We start from the raw sequence: 21,811 nt of genomic DNA on the forward strand, positions 1-21,811 counted from the left end.
TGGACCCAGTTGGAGATCCAGCTGGAAGACTTCCCGACGGCCACACCGGAGATCATCGCGGGGCTGGCGTTTGTGGCGGAGGGGCCGGTGGGGGCCTACGCGTTCGAGGTGGATGAGGTGGAGGTGAGGTGAGGCAGCGCGGTGGATGGGTCTGACGGACAAGTTCCAGACCGGCTAGGACGAGTGGAGATTTCCGATGACCGCCGGGTAATGGACATCGGGGTGGACGAAATCCTCGGGGTGTGGACGGAAGGAATGGATGTGCAGCATCCGCAGGTGCGGCGGTTGAGTCGCGACGGGGCGTAGCAGTCCTGCTGCCTTCCGAATGGCGGCAATCCATCCTTCGAGTGTCACACTGAAGAGCGGAGTCCGGACTCAACGCCATGAGCATGAAGATTCGTGAGATCGAGAGCGTCGTTCAGGGCATGTTGGCCCGGCTCGCCTCGTCGGCGTTTCTCGCGCTCGCGCTGACCCCCCACCCCGCCACCGCCCAGCGCCTCCCCGACCCCTCCCCCGGCGACCTGGCCACGCTCTCGGTCCCCCGTTTCCCCGTCATTCCCTCCCCCATCGAGCTCACCGGCCCGGTGCGTCCCGGCGAATACCTCGGCGTCACCGGCCCGCTCGCCGCGTGGCTCGGCCTCGAGACCGGCCAGGCGGAGCTCTGGATCCACCCGCTCAAGGTCGGCAACGGCTTCCAGCTCTCCTTCTCCACACCCCGCTACGGCGCCCCCATCCCCGGCGACCGCGTGGCGCGCACGATCCATGTCCGCCCCGAGCTCGCGACCATCACCTACAGTCACGCGGCCTTCCAGGTGCGCCAGCACATCCTCGCGCCCAGGGACACGGCCGCGTCCGGGATCCTCGTGCTGCTGGAGGTCGACAGCCCGGATTCCATGGAGATCGTGGCCGAGTTCCACCCGGTTCTCAACTACATGTGGCCCGGGTCGCTGGGCGGACAGTACGCGTACTGGGACGGCGAGCGGCGCGTCTTCGTCCTCTCCGAGAGCCTGCAGCGGCGCAACGCCGTGGTGGGGTCGCCGTGGGCCACCAGCTCTGTCGAGCACCCCGCGCACCAGTTGGGCGACGCGCCCCGCACCATGGTCATCCCGGTCGATCCGGACCGTGCCCGGCGCGAGTTCATCCCGATCGCGGTGGCTGGGGGAACCGTGCCACGCGACACCGTCTTCGCCAGCTACGCCCGCCTGATCGCGAACGCGGAAGCCCTTTACCGGGGCACCCGCGCCTGGGCCGACTCCGCGCTCGCCTCCACCGCCTCGGTCGAGACCCCCGATCCGGCGCTCGATCTCGCGCTCGAATGGGCCAAGATCAACCTCGAGGAGCAGCGCGTCTGCAACCCCGACCTGGGCTGCGGGTTCGTGGCTGGCTGGGGACTGTCGCGGGACGGCGGGCGCCCCGGTTTCGGCTGGTTCTTCGGCGGAGACGCGATGATCAACACCTACGCCATGGACGCGCTCGGCCAGTGGGGTCTGGTCGCCGAGGAGCTCGCCTTCCTGGCGCGCTACCAGCGGAGCGACGGCAAGATCACCCACGAGATCTCGCAGGCTGCGGCCCACGTCGACTGGTTCGAGACCTACCCCTACGCCTACTACCACGCCGACACCACCCCCCACTGGATGTACGCGCTCTACCTGTACTGGATGGCCAGCGGCGACGACGACCTGCTCGGCGAGCTGTGGCCGGCGTACCGGCGCGCGTGGGCGTGGTGCCTGAGCGCCGAGACGGACGGCGACGGCATCATCGAGAACACGGTGGGCGGCCTGGGCGCCGTGGAGGTCGGCGGGCTGGGCGAGGCGCTGCACCAGGATATCTACCTGGCCGGCGTCTGGGTCGGGGCCCTGGAGGGGACGCTCGAGATGGCCGAGCGGATGGGCGACCGCGAGCTCCTCGACGCGGCCGCGCGCATCGCGCCCACGGCCCGCCGCACACTCAACGACCGCTACTGGCTGGAAGCGGACGGTCACCACGCCTTCGGCATTCTCGCGGGAGGCGGCACCAACGACAACCTGACCGTGTGGCCCGCCGCGGCCGCCGCCTTCGGCCTCTTCGACGAGGACCGCGCGCGCGGCACCCTGTCCCGCATCGCGGGCGACCGCATCTCGTCGGACTGGGGCGCGCACATGCTCTCGACCGAGAGTCCGCTGTACCATCCGCTCCAGTACAACATGGGCACCGTATGGCCCTTCGTGACCGGGTTCGCGTCGTGGGGACAGTACCGCTACCGGCGCCCCTGGGCCGGGTTCCACCTCATGGACGCCGTCAAGCAGATGACGTTCGACTGGTCGCTCGGCCGTCACGGCGAGCTCTTCTCGGGCGACTTCTACCAGCCACTCGACCAGACCGTCCCGCACCAGTTCTTCGCCACCTCGATGCTGGCGACGCCGCTGCTCAGGGGCGTCTTCGGGTGGGAGCCGGACGCGCCGAACGGCCGGGCAATGCTGGCGCCGCAGCTACCGCCGGACTGGCCGGAGGCTGCGGTGCGGGGATTGCGCGTGGGCGAGACCACGCTGGATGTGGAGATCGTGCAGGAATGGGGGGAGGAGGGTGGGGAGCAGAGGGTGGTGATTCGCAGCGAGGGGCCGCCGGTCGAGATTGACTTCGTGCCGGACGCTCCCGAAGGGGCAACCGGGGTGGAGGTGAATGTGGAAGGGACGAACCAGATGGAGACGGCGGTGGACGCACGCGGGCGGCCCGGCCTTGCCCCGCTCAGGATTCAGATGGGCAAAGGCCAGGTGGTGGAGCTGGTGGCGAGCTGGGAGGGCGGGTTGACGGTGGCGCCGCCGCGTATCGATCTGGAGCCCGGACAGCGGAGCACGGGGCCGCGCGTAATCGACCTGGTGGCCGAGGGCGGGGGGTGGCTGCTCACGGTCGAGGGGAACGCGGGGCGCGAGTATGACTTCGAGTTGTTCGGGACCCAGGTGGGCGGGGTGGTGGTGGGAGGGGCGGCCGAGGTGGTGGCTGCGGCGGACGGCGCGCTGAAGGTGAGGTTCGCCGGTGACGAGGGACGGATGACCGCGAGGGTGCGTTTGACGCCGCGTTGAGGCGATGATCTCGCGCGCGGGAGCGCCTCGTCGTCATGGTAGCGGAGTGCGGTAGTGGTAAAGTGCCGCTTCAGGCCATGACGAGCAGTGGAGGAACTCGCTGGACCTCGTCGATGAAGACCACACGCATCTCCAGCGGTGCGGCCAGAAGTTCTCGCTCGAGCCTTTCGGGATGTCCGACGTAGGATCGGAAAATCGACGGACTCGCAAGATTCAACGAGATGTCGGGCGCCTTACGCGATTAGCGGTTGTTTGCGCCGAGGCGCCCCACCGGTCTGACCTACCCAACGCACGTACCGGGCCAATACGCGCATGCCGTCTACGCCTATGCGGTCTCCGAGTGTACGGTTGTAGTTGGTCGTGCCGTTGATGTCGTACGTGTAGCGGTTGCCGCGGTCGTCCTCGACGAATTCGATTCCGGCGACCTCGATGCCCTCGGCGGTGCAGAGCCGGATGTACTGCTGCACCAGCGGATCTGCGCCGGTGATGGGGGAGGGGGTGAAGAGTCCGGTTCCTCCGATCCCGCCACCCGGTGCGTGCTCGAGATTCGTTGAGGTCGGGTTGCAGGCCTCCGACGGGCAGAGCTGGAACCCCTGAGCCGTGGAGCTCCGCATGGCGAAGAGAAAGCGGCCGCCCACGATCTCGACCCGGGTGATGAACGGCTCGGTGGCCTGGACGTACTGCTGTAGGATCGTTCTCTCGCCCGGGCCGAAATCGGGGTCCTCGTGGTTCAGGGATGCCTCGAGCTCGTCGGCGCTCCCGAACAATCGGATGCCGAGGCCTTTGCCGCCTTGGTCGTGCTTGGTGATGAACGGTCCGTCGAAGGTCGTGGCGACTTCGAGCAGGTGCTCCCGGCCTACGGCCAGCACCGTGCGGGGTGTGGTCACGCCGTGACGCCGAAGAACGAGGTCCTGCCGCAGCTTGCTCATTTCCAGCTCGAATGCGTTCACGCCGTTGATCACCCGGCGACCGCTGGATTCGAGCCAGTAGAGGAGTTGGCGGGCCAATTCCACCGTATGGACGTGGCCGCGGGTGTGCGCCGACGGGCTGATGCGGTTGATCCATACTCCCTCGGGCGGGGGTGTGGCCGGATCGATGCGTCCTTCGTCGACGTGCACGAGGCGGACGGAGAGGCCTTCCTCCTCAAGCGCTTCGCGCAGGGGAGGTATCCAGGCCGGATTTTCGTAGAGAACGTGTGTCTGGGGCGGAACGCGGTCAATCATCGGCTGTTTCACTCTGGGGGAAGAAAGAAGGTCGAATACGGCGTGGATCCAGCCGCGTGGGCACGAAAAAAGCCGCCCGGATCAGATGACCCGGGCGGCTCGGCGAAGGCTGGCGTTTGGGAGCTCAGCGCATCGCGACACCCGAATCAGGCGGGAAGCGCATACAACAACAGGTGCAGGCGGCTTCGCGCAGAGGAGCGGACGGGTGGTGCGACGGCATGAACATGCGAAAAGATCGCGGAATGCGGCGGCGCGTCAACCGGGAGTCTTGTCCAAAGGCAAATGAGCCCGAACGGGAGGGTTTCCAGCGGGAGACGAGCCTGAGATCCGGGCGAAGACGTCTCTTCCGCCCAAGCGGGGGCCGGCGTGTCCCGACCTTCCCTACATCCCGAGGGCTCCCTCCGCGAGGATCGGATCCATCTCGCCGGTCAGTTGCCAGCGCGCTAGGACGGTGGGTATGACGCCCGCTCCGTAGAAGGCGTCGAAGAAGCCTTTCACCGTGAAGGCGTCGCCCTGCTGGAGCGCGTACTCGGCCACGAGCTCCTCGATCTGAGCCTTTCCGCTCAGATAGCTGGTGCCGTAGCCCGGCTGGCGGAGATAGAGGTGTTGCTCGCCGCGCACGAGCGCTCCGTCGGGCAACCATCCTCTCGGGGTCCACTTCATCGAGTGCGCCACGGCCTCCTCCATGTCGTAGTCGCCCGAGTGCAGCCGAAGTCCGCTGAGGGCGCGTCCGGCTCGCTGAGCGATCATGATCCAGACCAGCTCCCGTGAACGAGGCGAACCCTCGAGCAGGCCGAGGTGCATGAACCATTCCTCGACGCCGGTGGCGAGCCCCTCCGAGCGGGCGTCGTAGATGTTGAAGAGCGACGGAGCGGCCCGGATCGGACTCTCGTGCGGCTCCAGATCCATTTGGGCGAGCTCGATCCAGTGGTGCATGTGCGGTCGGAAGGCGTCCGGATCGCGGTAGTTGACCTCGGAGAAGAAGTTGCGGATCTCGCCCGGCTCGGCCGGAGTGAAGCTGCCGTTCACCGCCCTGAGCGCTGGGTCCATCCACGGGGCGACGCTCTGCACCTCTTCCCGTTCCAGGAATTCCATGTACCTGTCAACCGACTGGTCGAGCCGTCGGTCGAACTCCTCCGCCGAAGCGATCCTCGTCTGCTCCGGCAGCTCCCGATTACGGTTCTCCTCGAGGCGCAGCGTCGCGTGCGAACGGGCGAGCTCCCGGCGCATGATCGTCTCCTGTTCCTCCCAGGAGTAGGGTACGAGGTGGACGTTGCGCATGAGCCACGTGTAGTTCTCCCTGCCGACGCCCGAGGCGCCGGTCCGGTTGGGTCTTTCGGCTTCGATCCAGTCCCGGAAGGCGAGAGAAGCCTCTCGGGCCTCGGCTATGGCCTGATCAAGCGCCGCGTGGCCAGCGGTCCTCTCGGAGAGATTGTTGAGATCTCGCACCTGTGCGTTGAACGAGCGTACTCCGGCCATCCACAGGTCGGCGGCTTCAGCGCCGGCCAGGTTGGCCCGCGCCTGAGACAGCAGGGTGGGAATGCGGGAGATGCGGTCGGCGAGCTCGGCGGCGGCCTCCTCCGAGAGCGGGTAGGAATAGAGCCAGAGGTCGATGAATCCGTGCACCACCGGGCCTTCGTGAGCTGGCACGTCGCTCCGGGCGGCGAAGACCGAAACGTAGTAGGCCGGGTCGCGGGCCCACGGACGGCGCACGCGATGGTCGAAGTCGAGCCCGTTCATTTCGGCCCGCACGATATGCCAGTCGATCCGCTCCTCGACGCTCCAGCCCGTGGTGTCGAAGGCGGCGAGCGCTTCCATCCATCTTGCGAGGGCGCGATGCTGCGCCGCCATGACCGGCCCGGAGTAGTCGGGCACCCCGTCAACGAACGGCGGCTCCTCGAAATCACGCCAAGCCGTGAAAAACGTGACCAGATCGTCGTGAGTGGAGCCGGGAGCGGGCGCTTCGGGCATCTCCACCACGAAGGAGTCGTCGGGAACGCAGGAGGCCAGGAACGTCGCGAGGACGAGAACATGGGTCGATTTGATTCGGCTCATCGCAGAAGTGGGAATGGAGTGAAGGCGAGACAGGTCCAGACGGGCCGTTCGGTTTCGGACACGAACCATGATCCGACCTTCGAGGCGTTCCTGTCAAGGGGAAACCGATCTGGCGGGACACCCGCGCCGGCCGCCCTCGCTCCAGCTCTCGCCTTCTCGTGCGACCGGAGCCTTGAGCGCGGCCTCGGGTAGACGGCAAGGTTGATCGCCAGTGACCGAAACGAAATCTGAAGCCGGAGGACGCGGTGCGAAGTGTCGTGGAACTGCTGACCCCAATGCGGGAAACCTCCGGGAGTCGGCTTACGACGGGGCTGCCGGACGAGACCGTGACACGTTTCGAGCGCGCGGATCCGTCGCTTCGGAAGGCGGCCCGTCAGGCGCGTGAAGAGTTCCGTCGGGTGGCCGAGGAGTTTCCCGGTCTCATCGAGCTGGACGAATCGGAGCAGATCGACCGTCTCCAGCAGGGACTGCTCCAGTTCTACAGCGAAGACAAGGCCAACCCCTATGCGGCTCTCGCGGCGTCAGGGCCGTGGGTCGTCACGCTGAAAGGCGCCGTCGTCTACGATTGCGGCGGCTACGGCATTCTCGGCCTCGGCCACAATCCACCTGCCGTCATGGCGGCGATCAGGCAGCCGCAGGTCATGGCGAACATCATGACCCCGAACACCTCCCACCTGCGGGCGGTCGAGGCGCTGACGGCCGAGATCGGACAGCGGCGCGAGCAGGGATGTCCTTTTCCACGCTTCGTCTTCCTCAATTCGGGATCGGAAGCGGTGGCGTTCGCGGCCCGTGTGGCCGACACCAACGCAAGGGAAGTCACCGATCCCGGTGGGCCCCGGCCCGGCGCCCGCATCAGGAAGATCTCCCTGACCGGCGCCTTCCACGGACGCACCGACCGACCGGCGCGCTTCTCGCACTCCACCGCTTCGACTTACGAAGCCAACCTCGCCTCCTTCCGGGACCGCGACGACCTCGTCACCGTGCCCGTGAACGACGTTCAGGCGCTGGGAGACGCGTTCGAGGCCGCGGACCGCCGCGGCGACTTCCTGGAGGCGCTCTTCATGGAGCCGGTGATGGGTGAAGGGAATCCGGGCATGGCGGTTCGCCCCGAGTTCTACGCTCTCGCCAGAGAGCTTACCAGTGCGCACGGCTCTCTCCTCCTCGTGGACTCGATACAGGCGGGCCTGCGTACCGCCGGCTACCTTTCGGTGGTGGACTACCCCGGCTTCGAGACCCTCGACCCACCGGACATGGAGGCCTACTCCAAGGCCCTGAACGCCGGCCAGTATCCCATGTCCGCCGTGGCTCTCACTGAGCGGGCGGCCGGCATCTTCAGGCGCGGTACCTACGGCAACACCATGACCGCCAACCCGCGCGCCCTCGACGCGGCGAGCGCGGTGCTCGGGGAGATGACCCCGGAGCTCCGAAGCAACATCGTCGCCGGCGGGCGGAAGTTCGTGCGCGCGCTCGAGGTCTTGGCCGAGGAGCTCGATGGCGCCATCGTCGGGGTGCAGGGCACCGGGCTGCTCGTCTCGTGCCAGCTCGCCCGCAGGCTCTCCGCCGCCGGGTCCGGAAGCGTGGAGGATGCGATGCGAAAGGTGGGCGTGGGGGTCGTCCACGGCGGCAGAAACTCGGTCCGATTCACACCGCGTTTCGGGATTACCGCAGCCGAGCTCGAACTGGTGGTCGAGTGTCTGCGCGAGTGCGTCGCGAGCCAATGGAGGGCGGTTCGTCAGCGACGAAAGTTAGGCGAGCCGGTGGTCGGCGGGGCTGCGGCGTAGGAACGAGGCTGCGGCGAGGACATACCTCCACCGCGAACAACACTCCCTCCTCGGGAACCGAACAGGCGAGGAGAGTGCTGCGACATTGAGGATGCGACAGTCGGGGAGGGTGCCGCGAGTCGGGACGGCCGGATTCGAACCGGCGACCCCCTGAACCCCATTCAGGTGCGCTACCGGGCTGCGCCACGTCCCGAGCGGGGAAAACTAACCGTGAAGGGGGCGGGACTCAAGGCGGGGGTGGGTGTCAGGAGTGCTTGCCCTGCGTGCACCTGACCGTGTGCTCTCCCTCGTCGACGACGAAGTCCCACAACGTCGACGATCCGTCTGGATCTCTCACGAACCAATCCCCACCAACTCGTACACCACGACACTCTGCACATCCGTTTCGTCTCGCAGGACGCCGAGCACGAGCCCACCGGCCACATCGAGGATGCGAAGCCTCGTTACCTCCACTCCCTCTGTATATCCGCGAGCGCTTCGCCCCCCGGACAGAGCCTTTCGAACGGGAGCTGGGCCAGCGGGTTCGCGGTCGTTCTCTCCAGAACATGCATGTCGCGGCCTTCCTCCGCCAGGTAGAGCAGGCCGGTGGCGATCTCGCCCCGGGCCTGAGCTCCTCCCAGGAATTTCAGAGCCTCGACCCGATCCGCAGGCTCGTAGTCCTCGGCGACCTTGCGGAGCCGGATGGCGCTGCCGTCGTGGAGGAGCACGTCGCGAACGCCGCCCTCCGGATAGGCGGCTGTGATCTCGCTCCGCAGCGGAACGAAGTCGGTCGCCACTACCTCGTGGCCGTGTTCCCGGGTATGGACGTAGCTCTTGGTGGAGCCCTCGTGGTCGTTGAAGGTCACGCAGGGCGAGATCACGTCGATGAAGGCGAATCCCCGGTGGGTGAGCCCGGCCTTCATCAGCGGTACGAGCTGCTCCTTGTCGCCGGAGAAGGAGCGAGCCACGAACGAGGCTCCGAGGGTGATCGCGAGTGTGACGGCGTCGATGGGCTGGTGTTCGTTCGCCACACCCCGCTTCGACTTCGAACCGAGGTCGGACGAGGCCGAAAACTGGCCCTTGGTGAGGCCGTAGACGCCGTTGTTCTCAAGGATGTAGAGCATGTCGACGTTCCGACGCACCGCGTGGCAGAACTGCCCGAGCCCGATGGAGAGCGAGTCGCCGTCGCCCGACACTCCAACGGTGGTCACGTCCCGGTTGGCGGCGTTGGCTCCCGTGGCCACCGAAGGCATCCGTCCGTGTACCGAGTTGAAGCCGTGAGCCCCTCCCAGAAAGTAGGCCGGGGTCTTCGAGGAGCAGCCGATCCCGGACATCTTGGCGACCCGATGCGGTTCGGTGCCGAGCTCGAAGAAGGCCTGTACGAACGCGGCCGTCACCGAGTCGTGCCCGCAACCCGCGCACAGCGTGGACATGACGCCCTCGTAGTCCCGCATGGTGAGGCCGAGGGCGTTCCTCTTCAGCGCCGGATGGCGAGCGACGGGCTTGGCGATATAGCTCATGGCGCCGGGTTCGAGAGTGATGAGGTCTGGACGGGTTCGGGAGCGATCGGGACGGGGTCCGCCGAGTCCGGAACCGGATCTCCCGACCTCGGAACCGCCTCCCGCGATCCCGAAGGCTCCTTCCGGACGAACTCCTCCACCGCGTCCACCACCGTGTTCCGCGCGAGCGGCTGACCGCCGTAGTCGAGCACTGGGCGGAGCTTCTCGGCGGCGCACCCGGTCTCGAGCAAAAGGAGTGAACGAAGCTGGGCGTCGCGGTTCTGTTCGACGACGAAGAGCAGCTCGCGGGCGTCGATGAAGTCGCTCACCTCGTCCGAAAAGGGAAATCCGCGCACCCTCATGTAGTCGATCTGATGGCCGCGCGCCTCGAGCACGTCCAGGGCTTCGAGGACCGCCCAGTGACATCCGCCCACGGAGACGATCCCGAAGCGGGCCGTAGAGCTCCGGCTGGCTTCATGGGCGCCCCCGGCGAGTCGGAAATAGGGAGCGGGCACGGCGTCCGCAGCGGAATCGACCTTGCGGGCGATGCGGTCGACGACGTCGCGATATGCGTCCGAGTCCTCGGTGTATCCTCCGTAGCGATCGTGGCCGGCGCCCCTGGTGAAGTAGGCCCCCTTGGCGTCGACCCCGGGGAGAGTCCGGTAGGGAATGCCGTCGCCGTCGCTGTCGAGGTAGCGATGGAAGCGGTCCAGTTTTGCGAGCTCCTCCGCATCCAGCACCTTGCCGCGGTCGGGTCGGAAGTCGTCGTCCCAGCCGAGCTCGGGGATCATCCAGTCGTTCATCCCGATGTCGAGATCGCTGACCACGAAGACGGGAGTCTGAAAGCGGTCGGCGAGATCGAAGGCCCGCACCGCAAAGTCGAAGCACTCGGCGGGATCCGCGGGATAGAGGGCGATGTGCTTGGTGTCGCCGTGGGAGGCGTAGGCGCAGAGCAGGAGGTCGCCCTGCTGGGTGCGCGTCGGCATTCCGGTGGACGGACCGGTGCGCTGGACGTCGAAGAAGACGGCCGGAACCTCGCCGTAGTAGGCGAAGCCGATGAACTCGCTCATCAGCGATATGCCCGGACCGCTGGTTGGAGTGAAGGCGCGGGCCCCCATCCAAGATGCGCCGATCACCATGCCCGCCGCCGCCAGCTCGTCCTCCGCCTGGAGGACGAGATAATCGCGCTCGCCCGTCTCCGGATCGACCCGGAAGCGACGGCAGAACGCGGTGAACGCGTCCATGAGCGAGGTGGCCGGCGTGATCGGATACCAGGCTCCGACGGTCGCGCCGGCGTAGAGACAGCCCAGCGCCGCCGCGGTGTTGCCGGTCACTATCACGTGATCCCGGGTGGCGTCGAGTCGTGACACCCTAATGGGGAGCGGGCAGGGAAGGTGCTCGAGCGCGTGGTCGCGACCGAGCGCGAGGGCCTTGAAGTTGGCCTCGATGAGGTGCGGCTTGGTGCCGAACTTCTCCTCGATCATGCCGTGAACCACCTCGATCTCGATGTCGAGCAGAGCCACCAGCGCGCCCACGTAGGCGATGTTCTTCATGAGGATGCGCGTTCGCGCGCCCTCGAAATGCTCCAGGCACATGCGGGCGAGTGGGACGCCCAGGAAGGTCGCGTCCTCGCGGAGCAGCCTCGTTTCGAGCGGTCTGGTGGAGTCGTGAAGGATCCAGCCACCCTGCCTTACCTCGGCGATGTCGCGGCTGTAGCTCTCGGGGTTCATGGCGACCGAGATGTCGACCTCCGGGGAGCGCGCCGCGTAGCCGTCTCCGCTCACTCTGATCTCGTACCAGGTCGGCAGCCCCTGGATGTTCGAAGGGAAGATGTTCTTGCCGGAGACCGGAACGCCCACGCGGAAGAGGGCCTGAAGCAGGAGCGAGTTCGCGCTCGCCGAGCCGGTGCCGTTCACGGTGCCGATCTTGATTGCGAAGTCGTTCGGCCGCAGAGGCCCGCCGTTTCTGCTCATGCGCCCGCCCGCTCCGTTGCCAGGGGCCGGGACGATTCCTCAACCGTGTCGGCGCCCGAGAAGGGGTTGATCAGGTCGAACTCCATCATGTCCCATGCGGCTGTCGGACAACGCTCGGCGCAGAGCCCGCAGTGAACGCAGAGATCCTCGTCCTTGACCATGACTCTGCCGGTGTGGGGCAGACCGTCCGAGACGTAGAGGGCCTGTTCGAGGGTCTCGGCAGGCGCCGTCAGACGTGAGCGCAGATCGTCCTCGGCGCCGTTCACCGTGATGGTGAGACAGTGAACCGGGCAGACGTCGACGCAGGCGTCGCACTCGATGCAGAGCTTGGCCTGAAAATCGGTCTGGATGTCGCAGTTCAGGCAGCGCTCCACCTCTCGCGCCGTTTCCTTCGGGTCGAAGCCGAGCTCCGCCTCGACGAAGATGTCGGCGAGCCGCTTCTCCAGGTCGGCGTACCGCATCTCGGTCCGGTAGGCCGGATCGTAGTCGTTCGAGTAGCGCCACTCGTGCATCCCCATCTTGGTCGAGACGAGGTTCATGCCGTAGGCGGGCCGGTCGTCCACGAGCGAGAGATCTTCGCAATGGAGATGGATGGAGGCGGCCGCCTGATGGCCGTGTTCGACCGCCCAGATGATGTTTTCGGGTCCCCAGGCGGCATCTCCTCCCACGAAAACGCCTGGTAGCGTGGTCATGAAGGTGGTCCGGTCCACGACCGGCATCTCCCAGTCGTTGAACTCGATCCCGATGTCGCGCTCGATCCAGGGAAAAGCGTTGTCCTGCCCGATGGCGAGGACGACGTCGTCCGCGGGAATGAAGCTCTCGTCGAGCTTGCGGCTAACCAGCCTTCCCTGCTCGTTCTTCTCCCACTCCACGAGATCGAAGACCATGCCGACGAGGCGGCCGTCCTCGGTGACGAAGCGCTGCGGAGAGTGGTTGACCAGGATCTCGACCTCCTCCCCTTCGGCATCTTCCAGCTCCCAGGGCGACGCCTTGAAGTAGGGTCGAGTCTTGCGCGCCATCACCTTGATCTCCGTTCCCCCCAGCCGCTTGGCGCTCCGGCAGCAGTCCATGGCGGTGTTGCCGACGCCGATGACGAGCACTCGCTCGCCCACCGAGTCGATGTGGCCGAAGTGGATCGATTCCAGCCACTCGATGCCGATGTGCACGTTCGCAGCCGCGGCGTCGCGGCCGGGAATGCGCAGCTCCTTGCCCTTGGGAGCGCCGGTTCCTATGAAGACGGCGTCGAAGCCTCCCTCGTCGAGGAGCTCCTTCAGAGACTCGATCCGGTGGTCGTAGAGGATCTCCACACCCATGTCGAGGATCATGTCGATCTCCTCCTCCAGGACGCGCACCGGAAGCCGGAAGGACGGGATGTTGGTGCGCATGAGGCCGCCCGCTTTCGGCAGCGCCTCGAAGATGGTGCACTCGTAACCCATCGGCACGAGGTCGTTCGCGACCGTCAGGGAGGCCGGCCCCGCTCCGATCAGGGCGATCCTGCGGCCGTTCCCGGTCTTCGGGACCTTGGGCAGAAGATCTTCCACATCGCCGCGCAGGTCGGCGGCGACGCGCTTGAGCCGGCAGATGGCCACCGGTTCGTCCTCCACCCGGGTGCGGCGGCACGCCGGTTCGCAAGGTCGATCGCAGGTCCGCCCAAGGATGCCCGGGAAGACGTTGGACTTGCGGTTGAGCATGTACGACTCGGTGTAACGGCCCTCGGCTATCAGGCGGATGTACTCGGGGACGTTGGTGTGAGCCGGACATGCCCACTGGCAGTCGACGACCTTGTGGTAGTACTGCGGGTCGCGCGTATCGGTGGGTCGCATCATGGGCGAACAGGGAAGCGGCCCTGATCCGGGCCGTGGAAGGTGCAGGAGCCGACGTTCCTACTATACATTACTTACATGAAGCGCACATCGAACCCCCTCCGTCATCTCGCCGCCGCCGTAGCCGTGGGCGCGCTCCTCGTCCAGCCGCCGACCGGAGCCGGGAGCGCGGTCTCCGCCCAGGAGCGGGAAGGGGAGGATGTCGTTTCCCACGAGGAGCAGGGCAGACTGCTGCTGACCGTCGCGGGACGATCCACAAGAATCCGCTCGCAGGCGCGCATCCTCGTCGGTGGGGATCTCCGCGTGCGGTTGCCCAGCAGCTTCACGGCGGGTCTGGGGATCTGGGCTTCCACCGCCTCCACCGCCGTGCCGGGCGGGTCCACCGGAGTCGACTACCAAATGGACTTCGCCTACGGCGGCGTGGTTCTCGAGAGGAGTCTCCTCCAAGTGGGCGGTATGGGGATGGGGGCTCGTTTCACCTTCGGGGCGGGAGCCGCTCGCATGTCGCTCCCGAGGGTGTCCGGCTACAGCGCCGCCGACAACTTCGGTGTGGCGGAGGGCGAGGCCGTGATCTCTCGCCAATTGCGGGGAGTCGAACTCAGGGCGCAGCTCGGTTACCGTCTGCCCTTCGGCGTGGAGGATCTTCCTCAGACCGCAGCCGAGCATTTCCAAGGCTTCAGCGCCTCGCTGGGAGTCGCGCTGGGACCCTGGTAGCCGGTCGCCCGGCCCGGGGGGCGGTCGCGTCCGTCGGACCGGCCCGGACCTTGCGTCGTTCTGCGGGGAGAGGTTGTCCACGGAACCGTCCGGGCGGGAGCGCGAGTCGGTCAGGGTCTGGGAAGCGACGCCACGAGCGCTGAGAGCTCGTGGATCGCCACGGTGACCGGGGCTATGCCGGGTGCCGGCGTCCCGTGCAGTTCGTCGATGACCGCCCGGAAGCGCTCGGTCCTGTTCGCCTGGGCCTCCAGCAACTCGCCGACCGACGGTATTTCGTCGGCTTCGGCCGCGCGGTCGCTCGCCCGACCCACCGCGCCGCCCTGCGAAACCGCCCACAGCACAAGCTCGCGATGCGCCCGCATGAGCGTCTCCGACAGGATGCGCGCGGCGCGCTGTTCCCAGCGGTCTTCGCCTGCGGAGGCGAACACTAGGGCCCGCAGCCGCGGGAGGTTGGCGCTCCGCGAAGCCTGGTAGTAGGCGCGTCCGACGGTGAGGACCCCGGCGTCCGCAGCTCGGCTGACGGCGAGTATCTCCAGCAACTGGTCGAGAAAGCGCAGCGTGGTGAGCTCTTCGGCAAACCCGGGCGCCGCGCCCGCCGCCCTCATCTCTCTGACCCGGGCCTCGAAGAACATCTGGTCGTCTCCGGCCAGGATCAGCGAGAAGGAGCCGCGCAGCCGCACCAGCTCCTCGAAGTTGCGATCGACGATCTGTGCAGGGGACTCCTCCCGGTCGAGGTTGGCGAGAATCCAGCGCGTGGTCCGTTCCAGGACGCGCGAGAGGGCGAGGAGCCATCTCTTGACCTCGCGGACTCCCATGCCGGATCCGGTGTCGGCGAGCCGGTCGACGACGGACTGCTGGTCCGAAAGCCGGGACGCCACCAGCCACGCCCTCACCACCTCCGCCTGGCTCGCCCCGGTGTCGCGGGCGACGCGGTTGACGAATGTGGCTCCCATCAGATCGACCACCCTATTGGTGAGCTGACAGGCGACGATCTCGCGACGCAGCCGGTGCCGGTCGAGAAGCTCGTCCCCGACCGCCGCTACGGCCGCTTCGGGGAAGTACGAGAGCAGGTAGCCCCGAGTCGCCGCGTCGTCGATGAGGTCGCCGGCGAGAAGGTCCTCCTTGAGAGCCATCTTCGCATAGGCGAGCAGGACGCAGAGTTCGGGACGCACCAGGCTCTCATCCCGTTCGCGACGCTTGCGCAGAGTGGCGGCGGTGGGCAGGCGCTCCCGCCTGCGGTTCAGGAGACCGCGCTTCTTCAGGGCGAGCATCATCTCCATAAAGTCGTCCGCGCTCTCCTGCGCGCGCAGAAGATCGAGCGAGACGGCGGTGTTCTGGTCGCGGTTGTTGGCGAGCACGAGCTCGGCGACCTCGTCGGTCATCTCCCTGAGAAGCCGGTTGCGCCTGTCCGACGACATCTCGCCGCTCGAGACCGCAGGTGAGAAGAGGATCTTCAGGTTGACCTCGTGATCCGACATGTCGACGCCACCCGAGTTGTCCAGGGCGTCGGTGTTGATCTGCCCGCCGGCCAGCGCGAATTCGACCCGGGCCTTCTGGGTGAAGCCCAGGTTGCCTCCCTCCCCGGCCGCCGTACAGCGCAGCTCGTGGGCGTCGACCCTGACGGCGTCGTTCGAGGGATCGCCCGCATCGGCGTGCGTTTCGTCGCGGGCCTTGACGTAGGTGCCGATACCGCCGTTCCAGAGCAGATCGACGGGTGCGCGCAGCAACATGCGCACGAGAGTCTCGCCGTCCACCACGAGCGGCTCCGAGGCGTCACCGTCGCCGGCGACCCCCAGAGCCCGTCGCGCCTGCGGCCCCAGAGTCACCTCCTTCGCTCCTCTCGGGACGATCATCCCGCCTTCGCTCAGGAGGGAACGGTCGTAATCGTCCCAGTCGGCCGCGCTGGCGAGCTCGAAGAGACGGGCGCGCTCGGCGTAGGAGCTTTCCGGATCGGGGTCGGGGTCGATAATGATGTGACGATGGTCGAAGGCGGCCACCAACTTGGTGGTCCGGGAGAGCAGCATGCCGTTGCCGAAGACGTCGCCGCTCATGTCACCGATGCCGACCACGGTGAAGGGCTCGCTCTGAATGTCCTTGCCGTGTTCGGCGAAGTGGAGCTTCACGCACTCCCAGGCGCCGCGCGCGGTGATGCCGACCGCCTTGTGGTCGTAGCCCTGGGAGCCTCCCGAGGCGAAGGCGTCGTCGAGCCAGAACTCGTAATCCGCCGAGACCTCGTTGGCGAAATCCGAGAAGGTGGCGGTTCCCTTGTCCGCAGCCACCACCAAGTAGGGGTCCGCGCCGTCGTAGGCGACCACCTGGCTAGGGTTCCGCGGCTTGCCGTCGACCAGATTGTCTGTGATGTCGAGCATGCCGCGGATGAGCGTCCGGTACTGATTCTTGCCCTCGGCGAACTGGCGCTCCCAGTCCTCGAGCGGATCGCCGGCGACCACGAATCCTCCCTTGGATCCCGTAGGCACGATCACCGCGTTCTTCACCATCTGGGTCGAAGCCAGACCTAGGATCTCGGTGCGGAAATCCTCCGGACGGTCGCTCCACCTGATCCCGCCGCGCGCCACCGCACCGCCGCGCAGGTGCACTCCTTCCATCCTCGCCGAGTGCACCCACACCTCCATCGCGAGCCCGGTGCCCGAGCGGACCCCCGCAGCGGCGCAGTCGATCTTGAACGAGATGTAGGGGGCTCCTCCGGAGGTGCGGGTCGGCCGAGCGCCGCCGCCGAGGTAGTAGTTGGTACGCAGCGTCGCCGAGATCAGAGCTTCGAGCTGCCGGAGGGCTCGGTCGTCAGCGAGTGCGGTGACGTCGGCGAGAGCGTTCCAGAAGCTGGCCAGAAGCTGGATGCGAGCCTGGTCTCTAGCCTGGGTGGTGAGGACGAGCCGAGGGTCGAAGCGTGCCTCGAAAAGGCGGAAGAGCGTGCTCGCGATGTTGGGATGATGGACCAGCGCGGTCACCAGCGCGTCGCGGCTGGGGATGGACCCAGCCTGGAAGGCGTACTCGATATAGCCTCTCAGTACGTCGACCTCGCGCCAGGCCAGACCGGCGGCGAGCACGAGCCCGTTCAGACGATCGCCGCGCGCCACGCCCGAGTGCACGGCCAGAACGGTGTCCGCGAGCAGATCGCCCCCGTCCGAAATGTCGAGACGGCGGCCGCCGTGGTCCTGCACGGCGAACACGCTGATGGTGGTGGGAGCGACTCCCTTCTCCGCGATCTCGAATGGCTTGACGGCGAGCACCCTGAGGCCGGCGTCCTCGAGAATGGGGACGAACTCGGAGAGAATGATCCCGGCCCGATGTCGATAGACCTTCAGCTCGGTCGCCCCCAGCACGCCCGCGACCGTCTGCGTCTCGTCGTAGTTGTTGATCGCGAATGCCGTCGAGTCACCGTCCGCCAGCATCTTCTCGACGCGGAGGATGTCGTCGACCGCCACCTCGGGGTCGGTCGCGGCCTGATACTCCGCGGCAAAGGAATCGAGATAGTGCTCCGCCATCGCCGCCGCGTCCCGCCCGGACTCGACCCGACGGTGGATGCCGTCCCGGACCCGGTCGGCCCAGGTGCGAATGATCCGGGCGACCTGAAGCTCGAGCCGAGCGGCGTCGTCCGGGTCGGTGCTGCGTTTCGGTGTGGCGATGTAGAAGTGGAGGCGCGCCTGATCCCCTTCGCCCAAAGCGAGGTGGTAGTTGAGGATGCTTCCCCTGAGCTCCTCGACGATCGCTTCCGAGATCCGCTTGCGCACGTCTCCCGAAAACCGGTCCTTGGGCAGAATCACCATCACCGACGCACCTCTGCCCAACGTGTCCCGACGAACCTTGACCTTCACGTCGGCGGTGTCGTACGCGCCGATCACCGTGCGGATGTCGGCCGCGATCTCGTAGGCGGATTCGAGGAAGAGCTCCTCCTTGGGCAGCGTGTTGAAGATCGTGATGATCTCCTTGTAGTCGTGCGTGCCCTCGGCCGCTTCGGAGTCCCTGAGAATGCGCGCGAGCTTGCGCCGCAGGATGGGCAGGGTGTCGGCCTTCTCCGCGTAAGCCCTCGATGTGAAGAGCCCGAGGAAACGATGCTCGCCGGCGACGCGACCGCGATCGTCCAGGATCTTGACGCCGATGTAGTCCATGCGGGCGCGCCGGTGGACCCGAGACTCGGAGTTGGCCTTGTTGATGATGAGGATCGGTCCGCGTTCGGCCAGGTCGCGCAGATCTTCCGGGAGTTCGGCGAGCAACACGGGTTTGGCGAAAGCGGACGCCGAGGTGTCTCGAAGGATGCCCAGACCCGAATCGGGGTCGACCACCACCGCCCTGCCTGCGCCGTCGAGCTCCTGGATCCTATAGCTCCGGTATCCGAGAAACACGAATCCTCCGTCGCGCAACCAGCGCATGAAGTCGATGATCTCGGCTATCTCCTCCTCGCGACCCATCAACCTGCGGCTCCGGTCTATGAGTTCGCGCCCCACGGAGTCCACCCGGGCGATCATCGCCGTGAAGTCGTCCGTGACCGCCACGACTTCGTTGAGACGGCTCTCGATCTCGGCGCGAACGGCCTCGATACGCTCGGGGTCCTCGATGCGGGGGATCTCGCAGTGAACCAGAGATTCGCCCGAACCGCCGGAAGAGATCGATCCGGCCCTGTGGAGCGTGCCCGACGAGTCGCGTTCGATGCCGAGGCGCGGGTAGATGAGGGTGGACACCGGGAGGCCTTCGGAGGTGAGGTATTCCCGGAGGGTGTCGACGATGAAGGGACGTTCGCCTACGTTGGTGCGGATGACCGAGATGTCGGAGCCCCAGCCTTCCTCGTCCGCATGGGCGACGGAGACGTCGACCCGTCCGACTCGCGTCTCACCCAGGAATCGCCACGCGGAGAGGGCCATCCTGGCGAGAGTCTCCGTGCCTCGGCTGTCGAGCCGGGCCGGGGCTCGGTCGTAGAAGACACGAGCGAACTCGGCTATCGGGGCGGAATCGGTCGCGAGATCGGCGAGGCAGTCGCAGACTTCGGGAACCGCCGACGAGAGATCACTGGGTGAGCGGAAAGGCGCGGCCATGATCGTACCCGACTGGGGGGGAGTGCGAAGGCTGCTCCGAATCTAGCGATTGTGGAGACTTGAGCCAAACAGGCGTCAGCGCGGGGCGTCGTCCGGGCGGTCCATGAGGACGACCAGCCCGCGGGCCGTTTCCAGCCCGTCCTCGTCAACGCTCATGCGGGAGACGAACACCCGAGCCCTGCGTCCCGAGGACGCGGACCCTTCCCGGGGACGGAACTCCACGGCCATGACATCCCGGGGCAGAGCGTAGACGGCTCCGTCGTCGCCCGGCCAATCGGGGTGTGCGAACGTAGCCTCGAGGATGTGCACGTAGGAACCCCGGTACCTCGTTCCGTCCCAGACCATCGTCAGCTCCAGGGCCGGACCGGACTCGAATTCGATCCGCGCACCGCCGACCGCGTAGCTGCCGGCGAGCAGGTCCGCGTCGGCGAGCACCTGAACCGCGGCGGGTCGAGCCGTTTCCCCACCGGCGTCGGAAGCCGGATCACCCGCGTCCTCGGCGCCGCCGGCCCCTCCCGCGAGGGCGGCGACGGTGAGTGCGTCCGACCACGCCTCGCTGTGAACGACGAACTCGGTCGGCGGGCCATCGGGCGCCGGAGGGTCCTCGGTAGCGGGTCGGTCGCCTTCGGAAGCGGGCCGGTCGCCTCCGAAAAGCGAGCCCAACGCGTCGAGGGCCGACACCACCGAGTCCCAGAAACCGGGTGGAGAGGGCGCCACGTGATCTCGAACCGCGTCAGCGATACGCCCGGCCTCGCGACCGCGCACCGGAAGGGGTTCGCCCTCAGCCATCAGCGATTGCACTCCGCCCTCGAACCAGGGGTCGACGGCCCCGGTCCCGTGACGCGCGACGAGGTGGCGCACGATCTCCTCGACCTCGTCGCCGTACTCGCGCGACACAGGCTCCTCCACCGGAACGAGCCGTCCGTCCACGAGACCGCCACTTTCCTCGGCCAGACTCTCCAGACGCTGAACCTGACTCCGGCGCGACACGTCGTAGGCCGACCAGGGTCCGACGAAGGAAGCGAGCGCGACGAAGCAGAGCGAGCGCGGGATCCAGCGAACCCCGGTAGGTCTCCGGGCGAGCACGAAGACGGCCGCTCCGGCGAGCCAGAGGGTGCCCAGAGCGAGGAAATAGCGCGACTCCGTCAGGCCGTACTGGTCCACCCGCTGCCAGATAGCCGCTGCAAGCATCCCGGTTTGCGGCAGAATGGCCGCCCAGAACCAGAAGGCGTACCGGCGCACCCACTCGCCGCCGGGACGTTGCCGTACCGGATGCACGAGAACGATGGAGAGGATGCCCGCCAGGGCGAGCGCGGCCGCCAGATAGCCTATCCAGCCGCTCGGCCAGTCGGAGAGCGCGACCACGCGCACCAGGTACGCCGTGAGGATGACGAAATACAGGCAGACCAACGGTATCAGCACGTACTGGGCGAACACGCGCACGAAGGCCGGATAGTCGCAGTCCGCGCCTTCCGGGTCCTCCGGAACTCCCGAGAGCGTGAACCAGGGATGAAAGACGAAGGCGAGCCCGAAGAAGAGCCTGCCGTAGGTCTCCTCGGGAATCGACACGCCGAAGAGGTTGTCGAGCGCGGCGAGCGCGGCCGACAGCCCCCCGAAGAGGACGCCCGCGTAGAAGCCGCCTAGGACGAAGCGGGTGAAGAGACGCTTGTTGAAGTGCCACAGGCCCAGGGTCTCAGGGCGGCGCAGGCCGGGACCTGCGGCAATCAGGAGGTGGGCGAAGACCGCGAGGTGAGTGACGCGAATACCGAGCCCCTCGTCGGTCCAGCCGTCCGTCGCCAGGTAGAAGAGAGCGAGCAGTCCGGCGAGAACGCCGGACACGATCCAGCGGGTCGCGGAGCCGACGCCCGAGAGAGCGATGCCCACCCAGGAGAAGAGCGGGATGCCGAGCCCTGCCGCGGCCATCAGCCTGATCCAGCGGTCGGTGTCTCCGTTTTCGACGACCGATTCCCCGAGCATCGCGAAGCCCGCGCTCGCGGTCAGCGCGCCTGCGGCCAGGGGGAACGGGAATCGCCTCGCCGTGGCGGTCGCGGTCCGCAGCAGGAGGCCGGGAGAAATCGGGCCGCTCACTGATATCCCCAGGCGGCGCAATTCTCCTGCTGGAGAGCTCCGTGCCCGACCATGGTGTGCATCGCGCCGCTCCGGGACATCCCGCGAAAGGCGATCGGTCCGGTCCATCTCTCGGCGTTCGGATCGGAGGAAGGTTCCAGCGAGACGACGACGATGAACTTGTTCCAGTCGACCGAGCCGCGGGCGGAGAGCGCGTGGTCCAGCGGCCCGATCCGTCTTACCCGGTCGAGCTGCGGAGTCGCGACCCAGGCGACGAGGACGCCGCTCCGAAGAGGCTTCGCCCTCTCGATCCTAACCTCCACCGCGTAGCGATAGCTGCCGTCCTCGGAAAGAGCCACCGCGAACGGCGAGCTGGCCGGTGGCGCGATCTCGGCCACGCCCCGGGCCAGTCCCGTGCCCGGTATGCGCTTCGTCGTCACCAGGTCGAAGGAGTAGTACTCGGGTCCGAAAGGTCCGTGTCCGCGGTCCGCCACGCTTGTGGAGCAGAGAGCCGGATCGGAGTGGCGGGTCCCCGGATGCGCACCGACCAGAGGCAGCGCGAGGGCCGCGACCACCATGAATCGCATCGC

General features: G+C 67.1%; 12 protein-coding genes and 1 tRNA gene. 3 read left to right on the forward strand and 10 right to left on the reverse strand.

Annotation, left to right across the window (positions count from 1 at the left end; genetic code table 11):
• The first annotated feature begins 383 nt into the window (after window positions 1-383).
• Window positions 384-3,059, forward strand: a complete 2,676-nt coding sequence (locus tag J4G12_09315) for a hypothetical protein (GenBank protein MCE2455991.1) — start codon at window positions 384-386, stop codon at window positions 3,057-3,059.
• Between the two features lie 70 nt (window positions 3,060-3,129).
• On the opposite strand, the gene J4G12_09320 is transcribed toward J4G12_09315, so the two are convergent.
• From J4G12_09320 to J4G12_09330, 3 genes are all read right to left on the reverse strand, one after another.
• Window positions 3,130-3,276, reverse strand: a complete 147-nt coding sequence (locus J4G12_09320; GenBank protein ID MCE2455992.1) for a hypothetical protein — start codon at window positions 3,274-3,276, stop codon at window positions 3,130-3,132.
• A gap of 16 nt (window positions 3,277-3,292) precedes the next feature.
• Entirely contained in the window at window positions 3,293-4,282 is a 990-nt protein-coding gene (locus J4G12_09325; GenBank protein ID MCE2455993.1) for an alpha-L-glutamate ligase, read from the reverse strand.
• Window positions 4,283-4,663: 381 nt separating this feature from the next.
• Window positions 4,664-6,337: a DUF885 family protein gene (locus J4G12_09330; protein MCE2455994.1), complete on the reverse strand. Its 1,674-nt coding sequence runs from the start codon at window positions 6,335-6,337 to the stop codon at window positions 4,664-4,666.
• 275 nt (window positions 6,338-6,612) lie between these two features.
• Between J4G12_09330 and J4G12_09335 the strand changes: the two genes are divergently transcribed.
• Window positions 6,613-8,118 (forward strand): aminotransferase class III-fold pyridoxal phosphate-dependent enzyme, encoded by a 1,506-nt coding sequence (locus tag J4G12_09335; protein MCE2455995.1) that lies wholly within the window; start codon window positions 6,613-6,615, stop codon window positions 8,116-8,118.
• 119 nt (window positions 8,119-8,237) lie between these two features.
• Here J4G12_09335 and J4G12_09340 read toward each other — a convergent pair.
• The 4 genes from J4G12_09340 to J4G12_09355 all read right to left on the reverse strand — a co-directional run bounded on the left by J4G12_09340 (window position 8,238) and on the right by J4G12_09355 (window position 13,392).
• Window positions 8,238-8,311, reverse strand: a tRNA-Pro gene (locus J4G12_09340).
• 250 nt (window positions 8,312-8,561) lie between these two features.
• On the reverse strand, window positions 8,562-9,617 hold the full coding sequence (locus tag J4G12_09345) for a 2-oxoacid:ferredoxin oxidoreductase subunit beta (GenBank protein MCE2455996.1): 1,056 nt from the start codon (window positions 9,615-9,617) through the stop codon (window positions 8,562-8,564).
• A complete protein-coding gene (locus J4G12_09350) occupies window positions 9,614-11,569 on the reverse strand; it encodes a 2-oxoacid:acceptor oxidoreductase subunit alpha (protein MCE2455997.1) in 1,956 nt (651 codons plus the stop codon). Before J4G12_09350 ends, J4G12_09345 begins: the two co-directional genes overlap by 4 nt.
• Window positions 11,566-13,392, reverse strand: coding sequence for an FAD-dependent oxidoreductase (locus J4G12_09355; GenBank protein MCE2455998.1), 1,827 nt, complete (start codon window positions 13,390-13,392; stop codon window positions 11,566-11,568). Before J4G12_09355 ends, J4G12_09350 begins: the two co-directional genes overlap by 4 nt.
• Window positions 13,393-13,470: 78 nt before the next feature.
• On the opposite strand from J4G12_09355, the gene J4G12_09360 reads away from it, so the two are divergent.
• Window positions 13,471-14,106 (forward strand): hypothetical protein, encoded by a 636-nt coding sequence (locus J4G12_09360; protein ID MCE2455999.1) that lies wholly within the window; start codon window positions 13,471-13,473, stop codon window positions 14,104-14,106.
• A gap of 110 nt (window positions 14,107-14,216) precedes the next feature.
• Here J4G12_09360 and J4G12_09365 read toward each other — a convergent pair whose 3' ends face one another.
• The 3 genes from J4G12_09365 to J4G12_09375 all read right to left on the reverse strand — a co-directional run bounded on the left by J4G12_09365 (window position 14,217) and on the right by J4G12_09375 (window position 21,808).
• Window positions 14,217-19,154, reverse strand: coding sequence for an NAD-glutamate dehydrogenase (locus J4G12_09365; GenBank protein ID MCE2456000.1), 4,938 nt, complete (start codon window positions 19,152-19,154; stop codon window positions 14,217-14,219).
• Window positions 19,155-19,229: 75 nt separating this feature from the next.
• Window positions 19,230-21,242, reverse strand: coding sequence for a DUF4153 domain-containing protein (locus J4G12_09370; protein MCE2456001.1), 2,013 nt, complete (start codon window positions 21,240-21,242; stop codon window positions 19,230-19,232).
• The gene (locus tag J4G12_09375; GenBank protein MCE2456002.1) at window positions 21,239-21,808 is read right to left on the reverse strand and encodes a hypothetical protein; all 570 of its coding nucleotides are present in this window, start codon (window positions 21,806-21,808) and stop codon (window positions 21,239-21,241) included. Before J4G12_09375 ends, J4G12_09370 begins: the two co-directional genes overlap by 4 nt.
• Between the last annotated feature and the right edge of the window lie 3 nt (window positions 21,809-21,811).

The organism is Gemmatimonadota bacterium, assembly GCA_021295815.1.
In the GTDB taxonomy this organism is placed as follows: domain Bacteria; phylum Gemmatimonadota; class Gemmatimonadetes; order Longimicrobiales; family Gaopeijiaceae; genus JAGWBQ01.